The sequence below is a fragment of the Algoriphagus machipongonensis genome (assembly GCF_000166275.1).
Classification (GTDB): Bacteria; Bacteroidota; Bacteroidia; order Cytophagales; family Cyclobacteriaceae; genus Algoriphagus; species Algoriphagus machipongonensis.
Map to the genome: position 1 here is coordinate 145,664 of NZ_CM001023.1, position 15,709 is coordinate 161,372.

The following is a 15,709-nucleotide window of genomic DNA, read 5'->3' on the forward strand; positions in this document are numbered from 1 at the left end:
ATCAACTAATTGTTCCCTTTTGGAAATAAAGGACTGATTTATATGCTTAAACTCAAAAAACCTATTTGCTTCTTTCTATTTATTGCCGTCTTCTCTTTGACTAATAAGATGGCCTTTAGCCAAGACCTCTGGCCAGATGGCACAGAAATATCCCCTTGGTTTCATGATTATACCAAAGTGAAATTAGAGGATTTAGGAAAGCAATATGTAATCACCCAACATGGAGTATTTGCGGATAGTACTCTTTTACAAACCCAAAAAATTCAGCGAATTATTGATGAAGCAAGTCTAAAAGGCGGAGGTGTCATCATCATTCCCAAAGGAACATTTTTGAGCGGAGCACTTTTTTTTAAACCCAATACGCATCTTTATTTAGAAGAAGGGTCCGTTTTAAAAGGTTCCGATGATATTTCTAATTATCCCAAAATCCCATCGAGGATGGAAGGACAAAATCTGGACTATTTTGCTGCATTAGTAAATGCTTACGGTGTGAATGGCTTTACTATTTCTGGAAAAGGTACCATCAATGGGAATGGGCTGAAATTTTGGGAGGCGTTTTGGCAGCGAAGAAAAGAGGATCCAAATTGTACAAATTTGGAGGTTTCGCGTCCCAGATTGGTATTTATCTGGAAAAGTAATGATGTACAACTTCAGGATGTAAAATTGATTAATGCTGGATTTTGGAGCAGCCATTATTATCAAAGCAAAAACATAAAAATCCTTGACCTAACAATCACTTCCCCACACGAACCTGTAAAAGCTCCAAGTACGGATGCTATAGATCTAGATGTGGTTTCCAATGTTTTGATAAAAGGCTGTTATTTAGCCGTGAATGACGATGCCATAGCGCTAAAAGGTGGTAAAGGTCCTTGGGCTGATGAAGACCCCAACAATGGAGAGAATACGCATATTTTAATTGAAGACAGTGAATTTGGCTTTTGCCATTCTGCTTTGACGAATGGTAGCGAATCTATTCACAATAAAAATGTGATCATGAGAAATGTCAAGGTCCAAGATGCAGTTCGACTTCTATGGCTTAAAATGCGCCCGGATACTCCTCAAAATTATGAATATATCACGGTAGAAAATATCACTGGCCAAGCCAGAAGTTTTATCTATGTAAAACCATGGACACAGTTTTTTGACCTAAAGGGAAGGGAAGAGGTCCCTATTTCCTACTCAAACCATATCACAATGAAAAATATCGATTTGGAGTGCAAGATATTTTTTGACGTGGCTATCACCGAACACGACAGAGTATCCAATTTCAAATTTGAAAACTTAACAATTCAGGCCGAGGACCCCAGTTTTGATGCAGGATTTGTTGATGGATTCGAACTTAAAAACGTAAAAGTAAACGGAAAGCTTATTGAATAGACTTTTCTTTATTTACTTGTAATAAAGGAGGTTGTGGATAAATTTCATCTTTTCGATTACCAGTGGACTTACTACAAATGGGTAGGCATCTGGAGTACCCATGGACCGGTTAAGACTATTAATCGCAAATGATAAAGGTGCCCAGCTGTTAAAAATCTTCTGAAAATCCTGTTCTTCATATGGGTCAAATCCGAAAGACCCTTTGACACTTTTTTCCTGGACTTTTGGATCTACTGAAAACCCAAAATAATAAGCAGTTTCGGCCATGTCCATGATATGTAGGTAATGAGCCCAAGTCTCCGCCCAATCTTCCCATGGATGAGAAGTAGCATATTCACTGATAAAACTTTCCTGCCAATTCATCGCTGTATTTCCTTGGTAATAATCATTGAGAGACTGCTGATAGTCTTTACGTTCATCACCAAACAGATTTCTAAAATTCTTCAGTTTTTCAAAGTCATTAGCGACCAGTCGATCCCAAAAATAATGACCCACTTCATGACGAAAATGCCCTATTACCGTTCGGTAAGGCTCAGAAAGCTGTTTGCGCATTTGCTCACGTTTGACAGGGTCTGCCTCAGAAAGCAAGATGGTAATCACACCATCTGCATGGCCAGTCATTTTATTGACCTGATTTCCATGTTTGGCTACAAAATCAAAGCATAACCCATTGACATCATCCATTTTAGAATGAAGAACTAAGCCTAAACGATCCAGTTGATACACCAGACGATGCTTGGAAACTTCTAATCTCTGCCATTTATTAAAATTCTCATGATCAGAAAGGTCTGGAATCATCCGATTGAGTTTACAGGCATGGCAAAAACCATCAGAGTTTTCACCTTTAATCAACCAGTTACAAACTCCATACTGATGATTTTTACAGAACTTAAATTCCGTATGATCACGATCTGAGGTCAGGGAATCCCTTTTTTGGTCAAATGTTTTTAGTTTAAATTCCTCAGGAGCATAGCCAATCAAATGGCCACAATTCCCGCAACTCTGATTCTCAAAATAAAGAGGTTGCTCACAGTTTCCACATTCAAAAATCTTCATAATCAAGGCATTATTTCAAAGAATAGATACAAAAGGTATGCAATAAAAGGACATGATTTCTCACATAGGGTTAACTAAAAACATACTTCCAAAAAGTCTGGGGATTTCAAAAGCTGGTCCATCAAATAAACTTTGGCATTCGAAAAATTATTAAAATTTTAAGTGCTTATCATTCAATGTTTTACAGATTTTCAAAATTAAATTTTTAAATTCCTTTTATGATAAACCATTTAACCCATTTTTCAGATGAAAAAACTTGTTGCAGAATTTATTGGAACCCTATGGCTGGTCCTAGGGGGATGTGGTAGTGCCGTTTTGGCGGCTGGTTTCCCCGAATTGGGAATTGGATTTGTAGGCGTGGCATTCGCATTTGGATTGACAGTTTTAACCATGGCCTATGCAATCGGACACATTTCGGGCTGTCACTTAAACCCGGCAGTAACGCTTGGCCTTTGGGCAGGAGGAAGGTTTGAAAGCAAAGAAGTAGTAGGCTATATCATCGCACAGGTGCTGGGAGGTATCGCAGGAGCTGCTATTTTATATATCATTGCCACAGGAAAAGCTGGGGTGGATATTGGTGGTTTTGCTTCCAATGGTTATGGAGAAGCATCTCCGGGAGGATATGGTCTCGTATCCGCATTAACAACGGAAGTGGTCATGACTTTTATGTTTTTGATTATCATTTTAGGATCAACACATTCCAAAGCACCCGCAGGTTTTGCAGGAATTGCCATCGGACTTGGCTTAGTATTAATCCACTTGATAAGCATTCCTGTGACCAATACTTCTGTTAATCCAGCAAGAAGTACCTCACAGGCGATTTTCGCTGGAGGCATCTATTTACAACAGTTATGGCTTTTTTGGATAGCACCTATTATAGGCGCAGTTTTGGCAGGGATTTTATACAAATTTTTATCTCCCACAGAATGAATTTCCAAAAAAAATTAAATCTTTGCTATTAGAAATATTTTAATGTCACTTAACCTTTATTAAAATGAAATATATTAAGATTTTATTTCTGGTTGCATTTTTTGGCTGTGCAGCTAGTTTAGAAAGTAATGCACAAGAATTAGGTATCAGATTTGGTCAATTTGGTGGTAACAATGTAGCCGTTGATGCTGTTTTTTCAGTAGGCCAGTTTAGTAGAGTTCATGCTGACGTGAGTTTCGGTGATGGAGTAGGAGTTGATGCTCTATGGGACTTTATTTATAGACCGGTTGGCTCAAGTGACTTTAATTGGTATGTTGGAGCAGGTCCATCTATAATTATAAATGATCCATTCTCTTTGGCAGCAGCTGGCGAAATAGGGATTGAATACGCATTTGCTGATGTACCAATAGTGATTGGTGCAGATTGGAGACCTACTTTCCGTATTGTGGAAAACACCGATTTTTTTGCAGATGTATTTGGACTCAACGTACGATGGAGATTTGGAAAAGTAGAGTAAGATCTACTTCTAAACATAAAAAAGCCGTTTCTACTCAAGAAACGGCTTTTTTTATGAGCAATAATTAGTCTAAAACTCTACAATAATTCCTACAGTGGGAAGAATTGTTCCTGCTGTATTGGAAATGTATTTCAATTGATATCTCGAAGGATCTGTGGGATCTACTTGAATTGTTCCTTGGGCATCCCTGACTGGAACCAATAAAGGTGGCTGCTCCGCCTCATAGTTGTAAACGTTTTGAATGTCTACATACCAGTTTAGGTTCCACTTAGGGAAATAGTACTTTTTATCAATTCTCAAGTCTAGTTGGTGAAATGCATCTAATCGAATAGCATTAATTTGAGTATAGTCCAATACGGGTTGACCACGTAAATCCCAATTGCTTATCAAAGATGATTCATCCTCGTCATAGGGTGTATATGGAGTTCCGCCAAGATACCTCCAGCGAGCACCGATTTCCCAATCTTTACTAAACCTCTTTCCCGCAGTTAGACTCACAATCACTTTGTTATCCCAAGAGGATGGAATATAGCCTTCCGTATTGGGATTGGTAAATTCACTTCTGACCAAAGTCAGTGAAGCAATACCATAAAAATTCTGAAAAAGCCTCTGTTGGGCTAAAAACTCCAGTCCATATGCTTTTCCTTTTGCATTGGAAACCACCGGCTCATTTCCAATCACCCCAAAATCAGCTCCTAAATTGGCCAAGGCGATTCCATTTCTAACTGAGGAAGGGTATTTGTCATATCTTTTATAGAATCCTTCTAGCGTGAATCGTCGGTTTTTTTCAGGGACTAAGAATTCAAGACCCGCAATCAGCTGTTTATTTTGGATAAACCTGACATCATTTGCCTGGTTGACCAACTCTCCTTCATTATTCTGGTATCCCAGAACCGTATAGGGAGGTTTCTGATAATAAACTCCAGCATTGGCTGTAGCAAATAAATTTGGTTTTAATTGATAAGATAAAGAAACCCTTGGGCTTATCTGATTCAAAGGATTTTGAGCGGTTTCTCCAAAATCTGCCCCATCCATTCTAATTCCACCAGATAATAAAAGTCGTTCTTGAAAGACATATCTGGAAGCTGAAATAAAGGCTCCATATTTATTGTAGTTGGAAGTAGATTCTACTTCAATCACCTCAGAAGAATTGGCTAAAGTGGATCGGTCATAATTATTGATATAATACCTTGCGTATTCATAATTGAACCCATATTTCAAGGTGTATTCATCCCCAAAAATGCTGTTTTCCGCACGAAACTTATTTTCTGACTCTTGAGAGATATATCGATAGAGGAGGTTAGATTCTGGAGTCTCTTCATTTCTAAAGTATTTTTCAGCCTCATTGTTGAGCATATTTCTACTCAAAACAAAGGTCCAAAAGCCATTTTCACGATACCGCTTTAATTTAAGTCCGGTGGTATAATTCCATTGCTTTTGAACGGGCAATACATCCAATAAATACAAGCGGTTTTCAAGTTCTTCTCCAGTTTCATCTTCTGGGATTTCCTCATTAAGGACAAATTTATCAATCGCACCTACACCGATAAAAGTCAACTCAGTCTTCTCATTCAATTTCGTCGTAGTCTTTAACTGGAAATCGTTGAAGGTAGGTAAAAATGGAAGACCCAAAATCTTAAACAACCCTTGTAAATAGGACCTTCTTGCAGAAAGTGAATAAGTGGTATTTTCTCCTAGTGGTCCATTGTTAGATAACGTCAACTCTGATGCTCCCAAAGTCATCTGGGTTTGCATAGCTTCTCGGTTTCCTTCTTTCAATTGAATTTCAAAGAAGGAGCTCATCGCATCCATTCTATTCGCCGGGAAACCCCCGGTGATTAGGTCTACGTTTTTGATCAAATTTACATTGAGAATACCCACTGGACCTCCAGATGAACCCTGCGTGGCAAAATGATTGATCACCGGTACTTCTATTTCATCCACATAGAATTTATTCTCATTGGGAGCACCTCCACGAATCAAAATATCATTTCTAAAACTAGGGGTACTTGCTACTCCAGGCATGGATTGGATAACTTGGGAAATATCCCTATTTCCTCCAGGGTACCGTTCAATTTCATTACTGTTTAATCTCCTGACAGAAAGAGGCGTTTCTTCAGATCTTGAAAACTCAGAGGAAACGACCACTTCATTCAGTTCAGAAGCATCCTCTTCCAATTCAAAATCAAGCTGAGTTGCTCTAGCAAGAGTTACTTTGATTTCATATTGTGTCTGCGGTTTAAAACCAACAAAACTTGCCCGCACATTGTAAAGGCCCGGCTTCAAATCCATTATTTCATAAGAACCTTCTTCATCAGAAATAGCTCCTGTCTCCGTTCCTAACACTAGAATGTTAGCATATGCTACGGGCTCTCCATTGACAGGATTGGTAATTTTACCGCGGATCACTCCCTGCGAAAACGCAGAAAACGAAACAAAGAATAGAAGAAATAATAAGTTGGGTGCTTTCATAATTCAATAACTCAAAAACATAAGCGCTTTTGATCGAAATAGTTTCGGAAGAACTAAATTTTATTCAAGGTTTTTTCTTTTTCCTTCCACAATCTCCACCAGGGTGTTCCAGGAGAATCATGGTGTTCATAGTGATATCCAAAAAAATAACAGGAGAGAAATGCCCACAGATGATTCTTTGATTGAGTGGTAGAATGATGCTTATTTTCACTCTCTCCTTTATGTGGCACGTAAGTCCCAAAATAAAAGAGTTGGAATGTGGATAACACAGCTGGAAGCATCCAAAAAATTATTAAGTTATCCACATTGATCACTAATTTCAAGAGATTAAAGGTGATTGCCATCAGTACAATCTGCCAAATATTGACGTATTGCTTGATAAAACTAATGTACCAAAGAAAGAAGTTATCGGAATGATGGTAATCGGGGTCTCGATCCGTTGCGACAAACCGATGATGTTCATGGTGTTTCCCATAAAGCCTTCCGTAAAAATTATAAGAAAAAAGAAGCGCGGAAAATGTTCCAATCGCCTTGTTCAATTTCTTATTAGAGGAAACCAAACCATGCATGGCATCATGAGCTGTGATAAATAGTCCTGTATACAAATGCATTTGGATAATTACTCCCAGATAAACCCATGGCTTTGCCCAATCAATTTCATATCCGAGCCAAAATATTAATGAGGAAAACCATAGACATATGATGGCAAAAGCGATCATAAGACCTTTTGGGTCTATACTTTTGGTACCTACCTGAGCACTTTTACTGGACATACTCTCAATCACGTTGATTTATTTCAGAGAGTCAAGAGTTTATTTTTAACTTCTTCCATTAACCACATGGGTGTAGAGGTTGCCCCACAAATACCCACCGTATCATTTTCATCAAACCATGAGGGATCTATTTGGTCTGGGTTGGGAACAAAATATGTATTTGGGTTTTTATCCTTGCATACTTGGTAGAGCACTTTTCCATTAGATGATTTGGTGCCGCTCACAAAAACAATTTTATCGTAATTCAAGGCGAAGGCTTTCAATTCCTTGTCCCGATTTGAAACTTGCCTACAAATCGTGTCATTGGTATTCACCTCAATGCCATTTTCCTTTAAAACTTGATTGATCTCGTAGAAGCTATTGGTGCTTTTGGTTGTCTGGCTATAAAGGGTAAGTTTTTTAGGAAGCGTTTGTAGGTCCAATTCAGAAATATCCTGAAAAACAACGGCCTTATTCTGGGTTTGACCCATTAAGCCAACCACTTCAGCATGTCCTTTTTTCCCATAAATATAAATTGCCTCCTCTTTGTCATAAGAGTTTTTGATTCTATTCTGAAGCTTTAATACCACAGGGCAACTCGCATCTATTAAAGTGAGGTTGTTTTGAATGGCAAGCTTGTAGGTAGCTGGCGGTTCGCCATGAGCTCTAATCAACACTTTCTCATTAGAAAGCCCCTGAAGTTCATCATGATTGATGATCCTCAAACCCTTCTTGGTCAAGCGATTGACTTCCTCATCATTGTGCACGATATCCCCTAGACAATAAAGATGTCCCTCCTCATCCAGAATATCTTCTGCCATCTCGATAGCATACACAACACCAAAGCAAAAGCCAGAATGATCGTCGATATGAACCTTCAAGTTTTTCATAAAATATTAACTTTTAGAGGGTTTAAATGTTTTCGTTTTCCTAAACCATTCAAAAAAAGAAATATTCATTAGTAATAAACTCATGGAATAAATGGTGTCTTCTACGGGAACTGAACCTATGCGAATGCCCAGATTTTCGGAGTTATTATATATCACCACGGGTTCCTCAGTAAAACCACCCGTCAGGATACCATTGCAAAGCAAAAAGGGAATCAAATGAACGAGATAGGCAAAGAGAAATTTACCTAAAAACCGATCGTTGAAAATCAGAAAGTGAATCAATAATACCATTGCCCCTACTAGGAAATTGACAGAAGTATACCATAAATCAAGATGCATAAGTGCCAATCCGATCAACAATGGGATCATCACATATAAAAACGGTTTTCCAAAGTTTCTTAGTGGGTCTTTTGGGAAGAAGTAAATCAAGACCTCATAAATAAACACGCAAGCAAAGGGTACTGTCAAGAAAAACAGCCATTCCTCCAAGGGTAATTGGAAAATGTAAATGCCTAATAAATACCTTGGGTTAAATTCCCAGACTCCCATCCTCGTAAACAAGTGATCCCAAATAAGAAAAAATGCTCCTGTCAAAAATATGGCAGGAAACAAGGCTTTCCACTTGGATGAAAACTTGATTTTAGGTTCGAATGACCTTACCAGAGGGAAAGATATAGTGAAAAGATTAAGCCCTAGGTATAGATATTTTTCCATCTTAGGTTATCCCCAATTTATTTCCAAAATAGGTTGAAACCAGTAATGAGAACTTTTTTGAGTTCGGAATTCTGATTCTCTTTTGGGTGATAGTTTCCGGCGGCAAGCCTTTAATCTTATTGAAGAGTTTTTGGTAATATAGATAAGCCATATTAACCCCAAACTTCGCCCCTTGGGGTAATTGCTGAATCCCAATGAGCGCTTCGTCAAAATCATCCTGAATATCTTCCTCAATCTGCTTTTTGATGATTTTGTCAAAATGATTGAAATCTACTCCTGGAAAATAAACACGACCTCTTTCTTCATAATCACTTTTGATATCTCTCAGAAAGTTCACCTTCTGAAATGCGGACCCCAGTTTACAGGCAGAGCTTTTTAGCTTATCATAAATAGCCTGATCCCCTTCACAAAACACTTTCAGACACATGAGTCCTACCACTTCTGCTGATCCGTAGATATATTCCTGATATTTTGAATCATCATAAGTGGTGTAGTCCAAATCCATTTCCATACTATGTAAAAATGCCTCGATCAGATTTTTATCAATTTTATATTGATTAACCACTTTCTGAAAGGAGTTTAAAACTGGATTTAGACTTATTTTTTGATCAATTGCATGGTATGCATCTTTCTTAAAACTCGATAACAAAGATTCTTTGTCCTGACCATGAAAGGTATCTACAATCTCATCTGCATACCGCACAAACCCATAAATAGCATAAATGGGCATATGAAATTTCTGATCCAAGGTTTTAATCCCGAGGGTAAAACTCGTACTATAGCGCTGTGTAATCAGCTTACTACATTCAAAACTCGTCTGATCGAAAAGTTCTCTCTGGTTCATTGGGTTAAGGTCTTATCAAATTTTTTTGAAAACTCCTTCATTACTTCATTTGCTACCACCTGTCCGGATATCAATGAAGGGGGAACTCCGGGCCCTGGAACTGTTAACTGACCTGTATAATACAAGTTAGAAACCTTTTTGTTTTTTAAAGAAGGTTTTAGAATTGCTGTTTGCAATAATGTATTGGCCAAACCATAGGCATTGCCCTTAAAGGCATGGTAATCTGATTTGAAATCACTATGTGCATAGGACCTTTTATAAACAACATGTGATCGTATCTCTTGTTTGGAATGATGCTCCAGACGATCCATGATCATTTGATAATATTTCTCTCTAGTCTCTTCCGAATCTTCTAAATCTGGTGCCAATGGGATCAATAGAAATAAATTTTCCTTTCCTTTCGGTGCCACTGTTGAATCCGTCAATGAAGGAACGCATGCATAGAAAAGCGGCTTTTCTGGCCATCTGGGGTGTTTATAAATAGCATCTGCATGAGGCTCCAATGGTTCATCAAAAAACAGATTATGATGATTGAGGTTCTCTAATTTCTTATCAACTCCTAAATAGAATAAGAGACAAGAAGGCGCCAAAACTCTTTTATCCCAATATTCCTCACTGTAATTACTGTAATTTGGGTTGACAAGATGCTTATCTACATGATGATAATCTGCGCCGGCTACTACAACGTCAGCGGGAATTCTTTCTCCATTGATCAATCTTACTCCTGTCGCCTGTGCATTATCTATTTCTATTTCTTCTACCTCAGCTTCGTATTGAATCCTAACACCTTTTTCCTCAGCTAAACTTACCATTGCCTGAATAATCTCATGCATTCCCTTCTTGGGATACCATGTCCCAAGGGCAATGTCTGCGTAGTTCATCAAACTGTAAAGTGCAGGAATGTTTTCTGCTGTTTCACCGAGAAACAGTACTGGAAACTCCATTAATCGGATGATTTTCTCCGATTTAAAAAATTTACGAACATGTTTAGACATGGATTGAAAAACATCCATTCTCAAGATATCCTTTAATAAAGAAGGCGAAGTAAATTCAAAAAGGGATCGACTAGGTTTAGTAACCAAATCATGGATTCCTACTTGATATTTGTAAGCAGCTTGTTGTAGAAACTCATCCAACTGAACCCCAGCACCTGGCTCAATATTTTCCAGCATCTTTTTGAATTCTTCCAAGTTTGCTGGAATTTCCCAAACCTCATTTTCTCCGAAAACAACAGCATAGGATGGGTCTAATCGAATCAGGTCATAATAGTCAGATGGTTTTTTCCCAAAGGCCGCAAAATATTTTTCAAATACGTCTGGCATCCAATACCAGCTTGGTCCCATGTCAAACACAAAACCTTCGTGTTCAAATTTCCTGGCTCTTCCACCGGGGTTTGCATTTTTTTCTACGAGTGTCACCTTGTAGCCACCTGCAGCTAAATGCGTAGCCGCAGAAAGTCCGGCAAAGCCCGAACCGATCACTACGGCATGGTTTCCTGTCATTTAATTAATTTTTATGCTTGTAAACTATCAAGTCTTCCTTCAAAATTTTTCGAGCGATATGAATTCTATTCTTTACAGTACCTATTGGAATCTGTAAATCATCTGCAATCTCATAGTATTTAAATCCTTTGAAATGCATTAGAAAAGGCACTTTATAAACATCATCCAACTTCCCAATAGATTCATGAATGTCCTCCATTGCCAAATTGCCATAAACACCGTTTTGGATTTCAGTGCTACTGGAATTAAGATAGTGCAAATTATCTGTAGTATCTACAAAAGTCGCCCTTCTTACCATTTTTTGATAGTTGGTAATAAAGGTGTTTTTCATGATGGTATATAACCAAGCTTTTAAGTTTGTCCCTTCAGAAAACTTATCCTTATTGGTGTAAGCCTTCACCATCGTATCCTGAAGTAAATCATTTGCATCATCCATATCCCTTGTCAATTTCAGAGCGAAGGGCTTCAAACTTCCTGAAAGCTTGTTTAATGAGTAGCTGAATTCTAGAGTCGTCATCGGAGTTTATTTTTTGTTTAATTAAAAGTAGAATATATTAAACAAAGGAACAAGCTTTTGTTTAACTTTTTTTATTATTCATTAAACATTTATTGTCTAAAAATTTAATAAATGGCTATTATGAGCTGTAAGGGCATAAAAAAAGCATTTCCGAAGAAATGCTTTTGTTTAATCTTTTTTTATAAACTATAAACTATTTTTCTATTGGTACTTGTTCTAAGCTTTCCAATTGTGCTTTTAAATCATTAATGTTATGCAAAAGGTGCACATTAGGACTAAAGGTATATTCCTTATCCAAGATCTGAATTCCCGAGACCAAGAGCGTTGCCTCATTAAATTTCCTTGCCAATTTCTCCACATAGTTATTAGCCTGATCACCAACAGGCACTGAAGTTACAACTGTCAACAAAAATTCTGGAGCATGTAATTCATATACAGCGTCTAAATCCTTCTTAGGAGTGCTTTGCCCTAAATAAATGACTTTATGCCCTTTACTTTTGATCAGGTAGGTAGCAAAAAGTAAGGAAATTTCATGGAGCTCCCCTTCCGGCAAAAACAACATGAACTTCTTTCCGTCCGAACTTGGAACCTGACCATCAATAGCCACAATCAGTTTTTGTCTAACCAAGTTGGATATAAAATGCTCTTGTGCTGGATTGATAGCTCCCGTCTGCCAAAGTACTCCGATCTTAGTCAGAAAGGGGTAAATGACATGAAGCATGGTTTGCTCAAAACCCAGCTTAATAATATTGGTGGTGAGAATTTTTTCAAATTTCTCCTCATCCATCTCAATCATGCAGATAGTTAAGGAATGGATCTGATCATCATGCATCAGCGATCTATCTGTCAACTTGATCACTTCTTCACTGATACACTCGGGAGTCATGGAAGCTATTTTACTGATTTTATGGCCTTTCTCATTAAGTAAAGCCACGTTCAAAATCAGTTTCAAATCCGCTTCATCGTAATATCTAATATTAGTGTCTGTCCGTTTAGGGCATAAAAGATTATAGCGCTGTTCCCATATACGCAATGTATGAGCCTTTATCCCCGATAAATTCTCCAAATCTTTAATTAAATATCTGCTCACTTTTCCTCTTCTTTAAAATATTCCTTCGGCACTACAAACAACCCAAACGACACTGCATCGTCCTTTTTATTGCTGCGATGATGAGCTTGGTGGGCTTTAAAAATACCTCTTAGAAACAAACTCTTTGGTCTTTCAAACCACTTGATCCTTCTATGGATCAAAACATCATGTAAAATAAAATACAGCAAACCATACAAACTGATTCCGATTCCTATCCAAAATCGATAATCCAATTCTGAAATCCCCAAAAAGATCAGGATTACAGCAATACTACCAAACAACAATGAAAACAAGTCATTTAGCTCAAATGCATGCTTGCTCGGCTCATGATGTGTTTTGTGTATCATCCATAGTGGCCCATGCATTAGATACTTGTGAATAGCCCATCCTGAGAGCTCCATCAATGCAAAACCCAACAATATAAATCCGATAGCAATGATCATTTGAAAGAAAACTACAAAGTTTCTGTTTTGTTATGATTCTAAGATAAATTCTTTTCAAGCACTCTAAAATACCATTAAAGGTCCAATGTAAAATTGAGTATGGCAAAAAACAACAGCATGGTAATCAGTATAAAAGCTGCCAGAGGATTGGATTTCTCAAAATTGGCCTTTCTATAAATTACATGAATGATGAATGAGATCAAAAACCAGCCCAAGTAATTTTTAGCAGGAATTACATCAAATTTCCAATACCACATATCCAATGCTGTCGCTACCGGCTCCATAATATAGTCAAAAGCCGTCATGGCGGTTGCGCCCATAAATGCAGCGTAGTAGTCATTGGAAAACTTATGAAAAACAGCTGCCGTCAGATAAGTTAAAATAAACCAGTTTACCCCTATTACTAAGGGCACTTCCCATAATTTGGGTCCAAGCGTAGGTCCATAAACGTAATCCCCGTACAGATACCCTGTATGGATTCCGATGATCTCAGAACCAAAGCCGATCCAAAAGGCAAAGGCCGCTGCGATAGGAAAAGATTCTGTCCAACCTCGATGGAATAGTAGGATTATCGCAAGTGTCACTAATAATAAAGCTGGGGAAAGGGATAAAAACCAATCCCTGTATTCAGGTAAGGACATTCCTATTATTCCCACACCATATAAGGCCACCACCAGAATTTGAGCAATTAGCAATCGCTTATTCTTCGCTTCAGGAGGGGTCTGTGCTATTTTATGCATAAATATAAAAGCTTTGCAAGGGGCAAATTCAGTTTTTCGTTTTGGGATTCCTAACTTTGAATTCTCAAATCTGTTTGCAAAAAAACAAAATTACCTCTAAAATCTTCCGCTATGATTCTTTACAATATTACTTTCACCGTTTTCAACGAAATAGAAGAGGATTTTGTCCAATGGATGAAAGAAACTCATATTCCGGACATTTTTGCAACAGGATTGTTTACTGAGCATAGATTCTTTCGTCTACTGAATAGCCCAGATGATCACGCCACGAATTACAGCCTGCAATTCTACGCAGAGAACACAGGCAAATTAATTGAATACGAAAGTCGATTTGCTCACGCTTTACGCTATGAAACTCAGGCCAGGTATGGGCAGAAGGCTTTGGCTTTTCGAACCTTGATGGAAGCGGTTAAATAGTTTCATTGTCAGCATGAGCGCGTCCCTTCCGAAACGTAGGAAGTTGAAGGCAATAGTTCCTAAAGCTTGTCTTGCGAAGGGATATGAAAAGCTGAAAAGTCTTACCTAAGGCAAAATCAATGTCATTGCCCTGCCTCGTGTCTTCACGAGGCAATTTTTTAAGAATAAAATTTAGGTCAGTCCTAAAGAAAGTAGGACCCGGCAATCTAGCTTTTCGCCAACCCTATAATCTGAAAATTAATTTTTTAGATATATTAACTAAAATATTTGCAGTGTATTAACTATTTTCCATTCTAAACTAAATAGAATGCGAAGACTATTTTTGATTTTTAGTTTGCTTTTATTTTTTTCCTGCGGAAGGTCCAAGGATTCCAAATCTTCCAATGCAAGTAATCTTTTCGAAAACCTGACTTATTCTATTGATACGGTGGTGGTGGATTCGAAAGGAGAAATTATTAATCTCTCCAATGGACTGAGGTATTTTGACATATCAGTAGATGAATCTTCTCTATTACTTTTTGACCGGAAGCAAACCATTTTTCAGGAGATAGATCTGAATGACCTGAAACTGAAAGCCACTTATCCATATGAATTTGAAGGACCAAATGGAATTGGCAAAGCCATGAACTTTCAAATTTTACCTGATAGAACCCTTTTTATTCCCACTTTTTCAAAATCAGGAATCTACAACCTACAAGGCAAGTTAGTTTCAAGATTAAATTTTAAACCTACTGAAGCAGAAGGGCTTGAAGAAACTGATCCATTCACCCTGATAAATGCTATACTTATTAATCCAAAGTCAGGCCTTCTCTATTCTCTTCCGGGAGATTATATATCAGGTGTTAAAGATTTGGCAATTATAGATCCAGATAATAATAAAGTAAAATTGATCAAACTTCCAGAAATGGATATTGCCGGAGATTTTAAGGTTTTCTGGAATACAGAAAATGGTAAAGCCATTGAAATGGAGGAATACTCCCTGGCACTTTTTGATGAAACTTTAATTATCACCTGTACCGTAGGAAGTGGAATCTACACCTATAATACTAGTAACGACAGTTTGAATTTTGTAGATCTACCGCATAAAATCATCCCAACAAAAAAATCTGGTGAAATCTTAAATGAAGTAACTGAGGAGTCTGTTTTTTGGGATGAATACCGAAAAGTGGCAAGTCAGGTTTCATACTATGAATTGAAATGGGACAAGGAAAAAGAACGATTTTATCGCTTTGCCAGCAGGACATTTTTGGGGGAAAAGGAAAGCGACCCTGTTCGCGATGAAGTTTATCTTCTCGCTTATGACGAGGGTTTCAATGTCTTGGGTGAAACCAAACTGGATGAGTTAAAAACAATCCCAAGTTCCTATTTCTGGAAAGACGGAAAACTCTGGTCCTTTGTCAATGTCGAAGACGAACTCGGCTTCGCAGTATTCACTTTTGATTTTTAAC

16 protein-coding genes are annotated in these 15,709 nt (G+C 37.8%); 5 read left to right on the forward strand and 11 right to left on the reverse strand.

Annotation, left to right across the window (positions count from 1 at the left end; all coding sequences use genetic code 11):
* Nucleotides 1-42: 42 nt before the first annotated feature.
* Nucleotides 43-1,377, forward strand: coding sequence for a rhamnogalacturonidase (locus ALPR1_RS00675; protein WP_008197700.1), 1,335 nt, complete (start codon nucleotides 43-45; stop codon nucleotides 1,375-1,377).
* Nucleotides 1,378-1,389: 12 nt separating this feature from the next.
* Here ALPR1_RS00675 and ALPR1_RS00680 read toward each other — a convergent pair whose 3' ends face one another.
* Nucleotides 1,390-2,433, reverse strand: a complete 1,044-nt coding sequence (locus tag ALPR1_RS00680) for a zinc-binding metallopeptidase family protein (RefSeq protein WP_008197701.1) — start codon at nucleotides 2,431-2,433, stop codon at nucleotides 1,390-1,392.
* 246 nt (nucleotides 2,434-2,679) lie between these two features.
* On the opposite strand from ALPR1_RS00680, the gene aqpZ reads away from it, so the two are divergent.
* Nucleotides 2,680-3,363 carry an aquaporin Z gene (gene aqpZ, locus ALPR1_RS00685; protein ID WP_008197702.1) on the forward strand — a complete coding sequence of 228 codons (684 nt, stop codon included), beginning with the start codon at nucleotides 2,680-2,682 and terminating at the stop codon, nucleotides 3,361-3,363.
* A 64-nt stretch (nucleotides 3,364-3,427) separates the two neighbouring features.
* Nucleotides 3,428-3,880 carry a hypothetical protein gene (locus ALPR1_RS00690; RefSeq protein WP_008197703.1) on the forward strand — a complete coding sequence of 151 codons (453 nt, stop codon included), beginning with the start codon at nucleotides 3,428-3,430 and terminating at the stop codon, nucleotides 3,878-3,880.
* 69 nt (nucleotides 3,881-3,949) lie between these two features.
* Here ALPR1_RS00690 and ALPR1_RS00695 read toward each other — a convergent pair whose 3' ends face one another.
* The 10 genes from ALPR1_RS00695 to ALPR1_RS00740 form a co-directional block, all read right to left on the reverse strand.
* Nucleotides 3,950-6,352, reverse strand: coding sequence for a TonB-dependent receptor (locus ALPR1_RS00695; protein WP_008197704.1), 2,403 nt, complete (start codon nucleotides 6,350-6,352; stop codon nucleotides 3,950-3,952).
* A gap of 53 nt (nucleotides 6,353-6,405) precedes the next feature.
* Nucleotides 6,406-7,125: a fatty acid desaturase gene (locus ALPR1_RS00700; protein WP_008197705.1), complete on the reverse strand. Its 720-nt coding sequence runs from the start codon at nucleotides 7,123-7,125 to the stop codon at nucleotides 6,406-6,408.
* A 23-nt stretch (nucleotides 7,126-7,148) separates the two neighbouring features.
* Complete coding sequence (locus ALPR1_RS00705; protein WP_008197706.1) at nucleotides 7,149-7,994, reverse strand: 4-hydroxy-3-methylbut-2-enyl diphosphate reductase; 846 nt, start codon at nucleotides 7,992-7,994, stop codon at nucleotides 7,149-7,151.
* A gap of 6 nt (nucleotides 7,995-8,000) precedes the next feature.
* Nucleotides 8,001-8,708 carry a lycopene cyclase domain-containing protein gene (locus tag ALPR1_RS00710; protein WP_008197708.1) on the reverse strand — a complete coding sequence of 236 codons (708 nt, stop codon included), beginning with the start codon at nucleotides 8,706-8,708 and terminating at the stop codon, nucleotides 8,001-8,003.
* A 1-nt stretch (nucleotide 8,709) separates the two neighbouring features.
* Nucleotides 8,710-9,552, reverse strand: a complete 843-nt coding sequence (locus ALPR1_RS00715) for a phytoene/squalene synthase family protein (protein ID WP_008197711.1) — start codon at nucleotides 9,550-9,552, stop codon at nucleotides 8,710-8,712.
* Entirely contained in the window at nucleotides 9,549-11,054 is a 1,506-nt protein-coding gene (locus tag ALPR1_RS00720) for a phytoene desaturase family protein (protein ID WP_008197713.1), read from the reverse strand. The genes ALPR1_RS00715 and ALPR1_RS00720 overlap by 4 nt, the downstream gene beginning before the upstream one ends.
* A 4-nt stretch (nucleotides 11,055-11,058) precedes the next feature.
* The gene (locus ALPR1_RS00725) at nucleotides 11,059-11,571 is read right to left on the reverse strand and encodes an RNA polymerase sigma factor (protein WP_008197715.1); all 513 of its coding nucleotides are present in this window, start codon (nucleotides 11,569-11,571) and stop codon (nucleotides 11,059-11,061) included.
* A 193-nt stretch (nucleotides 11,572-11,764) separates the two neighbouring features.
* The gene (locus ALPR1_RS00730) at nucleotides 11,765-12,661 is read right to left on the reverse strand and encodes a MerR family transcriptional regulator (protein ID WP_008197716.1); all 897 of its coding nucleotides are present in this window, start codon (nucleotides 12,659-12,661) and stop codon (nucleotides 11,765-11,767) included.
* Nucleotides 12,658-13,104, reverse strand: a complete 447-nt coding sequence (locus tag ALPR1_RS00735; RefSeq protein WP_008197717.1) for a sterol desaturase family protein — start codon at nucleotides 13,102-13,104, stop codon at nucleotides 12,658-12,660. The genes ALPR1_RS00730 and ALPR1_RS00735 overlap by 4 nt, the downstream gene beginning before the upstream one ends.
* A 74-nt stretch (nucleotides 13,105-13,178) precedes the next feature.
* A complete protein-coding gene (locus tag ALPR1_RS00740; protein ID WP_008197718.1) occupies nucleotides 13,179-13,844 on the reverse strand; it encodes a carotenoid biosynthesis protein in 666 nt (221 codons plus the stop codon).
* A gap of 111 nt (nucleotides 13,845-13,955) precedes the next feature.
* Here ALPR1_RS00740 and ALPR1_RS00745 point away from each other — a divergent pair, with 111 nt between their 5' ends.
* Both ALPR1_RS00745 and ALPR1_RS00755 read left to right on the forward strand, forming a co-directional pair.
* On the forward strand, nucleotides 13,956-14,261 hold the full coding sequence (locus ALPR1_RS00745) for a DUF4286 family protein (RefSeq protein ID WP_008197719.1): 306 nt from the start codon (nucleotides 13,956-13,958) through the stop codon (nucleotides 14,259-14,261).
* 307 nt (nucleotides 14,262-14,568) lie between these two features.
* Nucleotides 14,569-15,708, forward strand: coding sequence for a DUF4221 domain-containing protein (locus tag ALPR1_RS00755; RefSeq protein ID WP_008197720.1), 1,140 nt, complete (start codon nucleotides 14,569-14,571; stop codon nucleotides 15,706-15,708).
* The last annotated feature ends 1 nt before the right edge of the window (nucleotide 15,709 follow it).

Coding starts and splice junctions, on each gene's coding strand:
- ALPR1_RS00715 (WP_008197711.1), bottom strand. CDS start 9,552: ATGAACCAGAGAGAACTTTTCGATCAGACGAGTTTTGAATGTAGTAAG.
- ALPR1_RS00755 (WP_008197720.1), top strand. CDS start 14,569: ATGCGAAGACTATTTTTGATTTTTAGTTTGCTTTTATTTTTTTCCTGC.
- ALPR1_RS00680 (WP_008197701.1), bottom strand. CDS start 2,433: ATGAAGATTTTTGAATGTGGAAACTGTGAGCAACCTCTTTATTTTGAG.
- ALPR1_RS00675 (WP_008197700.1), top strand. CDS start 43: ATGCTTAAACTCAAAAAACCTATTTGCTTCTTTCTATTTATTGCCGTC.
- ALPR1_RS00735 (WP_008197717.1), bottom strand. CDS start 13,104: ATGATCATTGCTATCGGATTTATATTGTTGGGTTTTGCATTGATGGAG.
- ALPR1_RS00740 (WP_008197718.1), bottom strand. CDS start 13,844: ATGCATAAAATAGCACAGACCCCTCCTGAAGCGAAGAATAAGCGATTG.
- ALPR1_RS00700 (WP_008197705.1), bottom strand. CDS start 7,125: ATGTCCAGTAAAAGTGCTCAGGTAGGTACCAAAAGTATAGACCCAAAA.
- ALPR1_RS00705 (WP_008197706.1), bottom strand. CDS start 7,994: ATGAAAAACTTGAAGGTTCATATCGACGATCATTCTGGCTTTTGCTTT.
- aqpZ (WP_008197702.1), top strand. CDS start 2,680: ATGAAAAAACTTGTTGCAGAATTTATTGGAACCCTATGGCTGGTCCTA.
- ALPR1_RS00690 (WP_008197703.1), top strand. CDS start 3,428: ATGAAATATATTAAGATTTTATTTCTGGTTGCATTTTTTGGCTGTGCA.
- ALPR1_RS00720 (WP_008197713.1), bottom strand. CDS start 11,054: ATGACAGGAAACCATGCCGTAGTGATCGGTTCGGGCTTTGCCGGACTT.
- ALPR1_RS00695 (WP_008197704.1), bottom strand. CDS start 6,352: ATGAAAGCACCCAACTTATTATTTCTTCTATTCTTTGTTTCGTTTTCT.
- ALPR1_RS00745 (WP_008197719.1), top strand. CDS start 13,956: ATGATTCTTTACAATATTACTTTCACCGTTTTCAACGAAATAGAAGAG.
- ALPR1_RS00710 (WP_008197708.1), bottom strand. CDS start 8,708: ATGGAAAAATATCTATACCTAGGGCTTAATCTTTTCACTATATCTTTC.
- ALPR1_RS00725 (WP_008197715.1), bottom strand. CDS start 11,571: ATGACGACTCTAGAATTCAGCTACTCATTAAACAAGCTTTCAGGAAGT.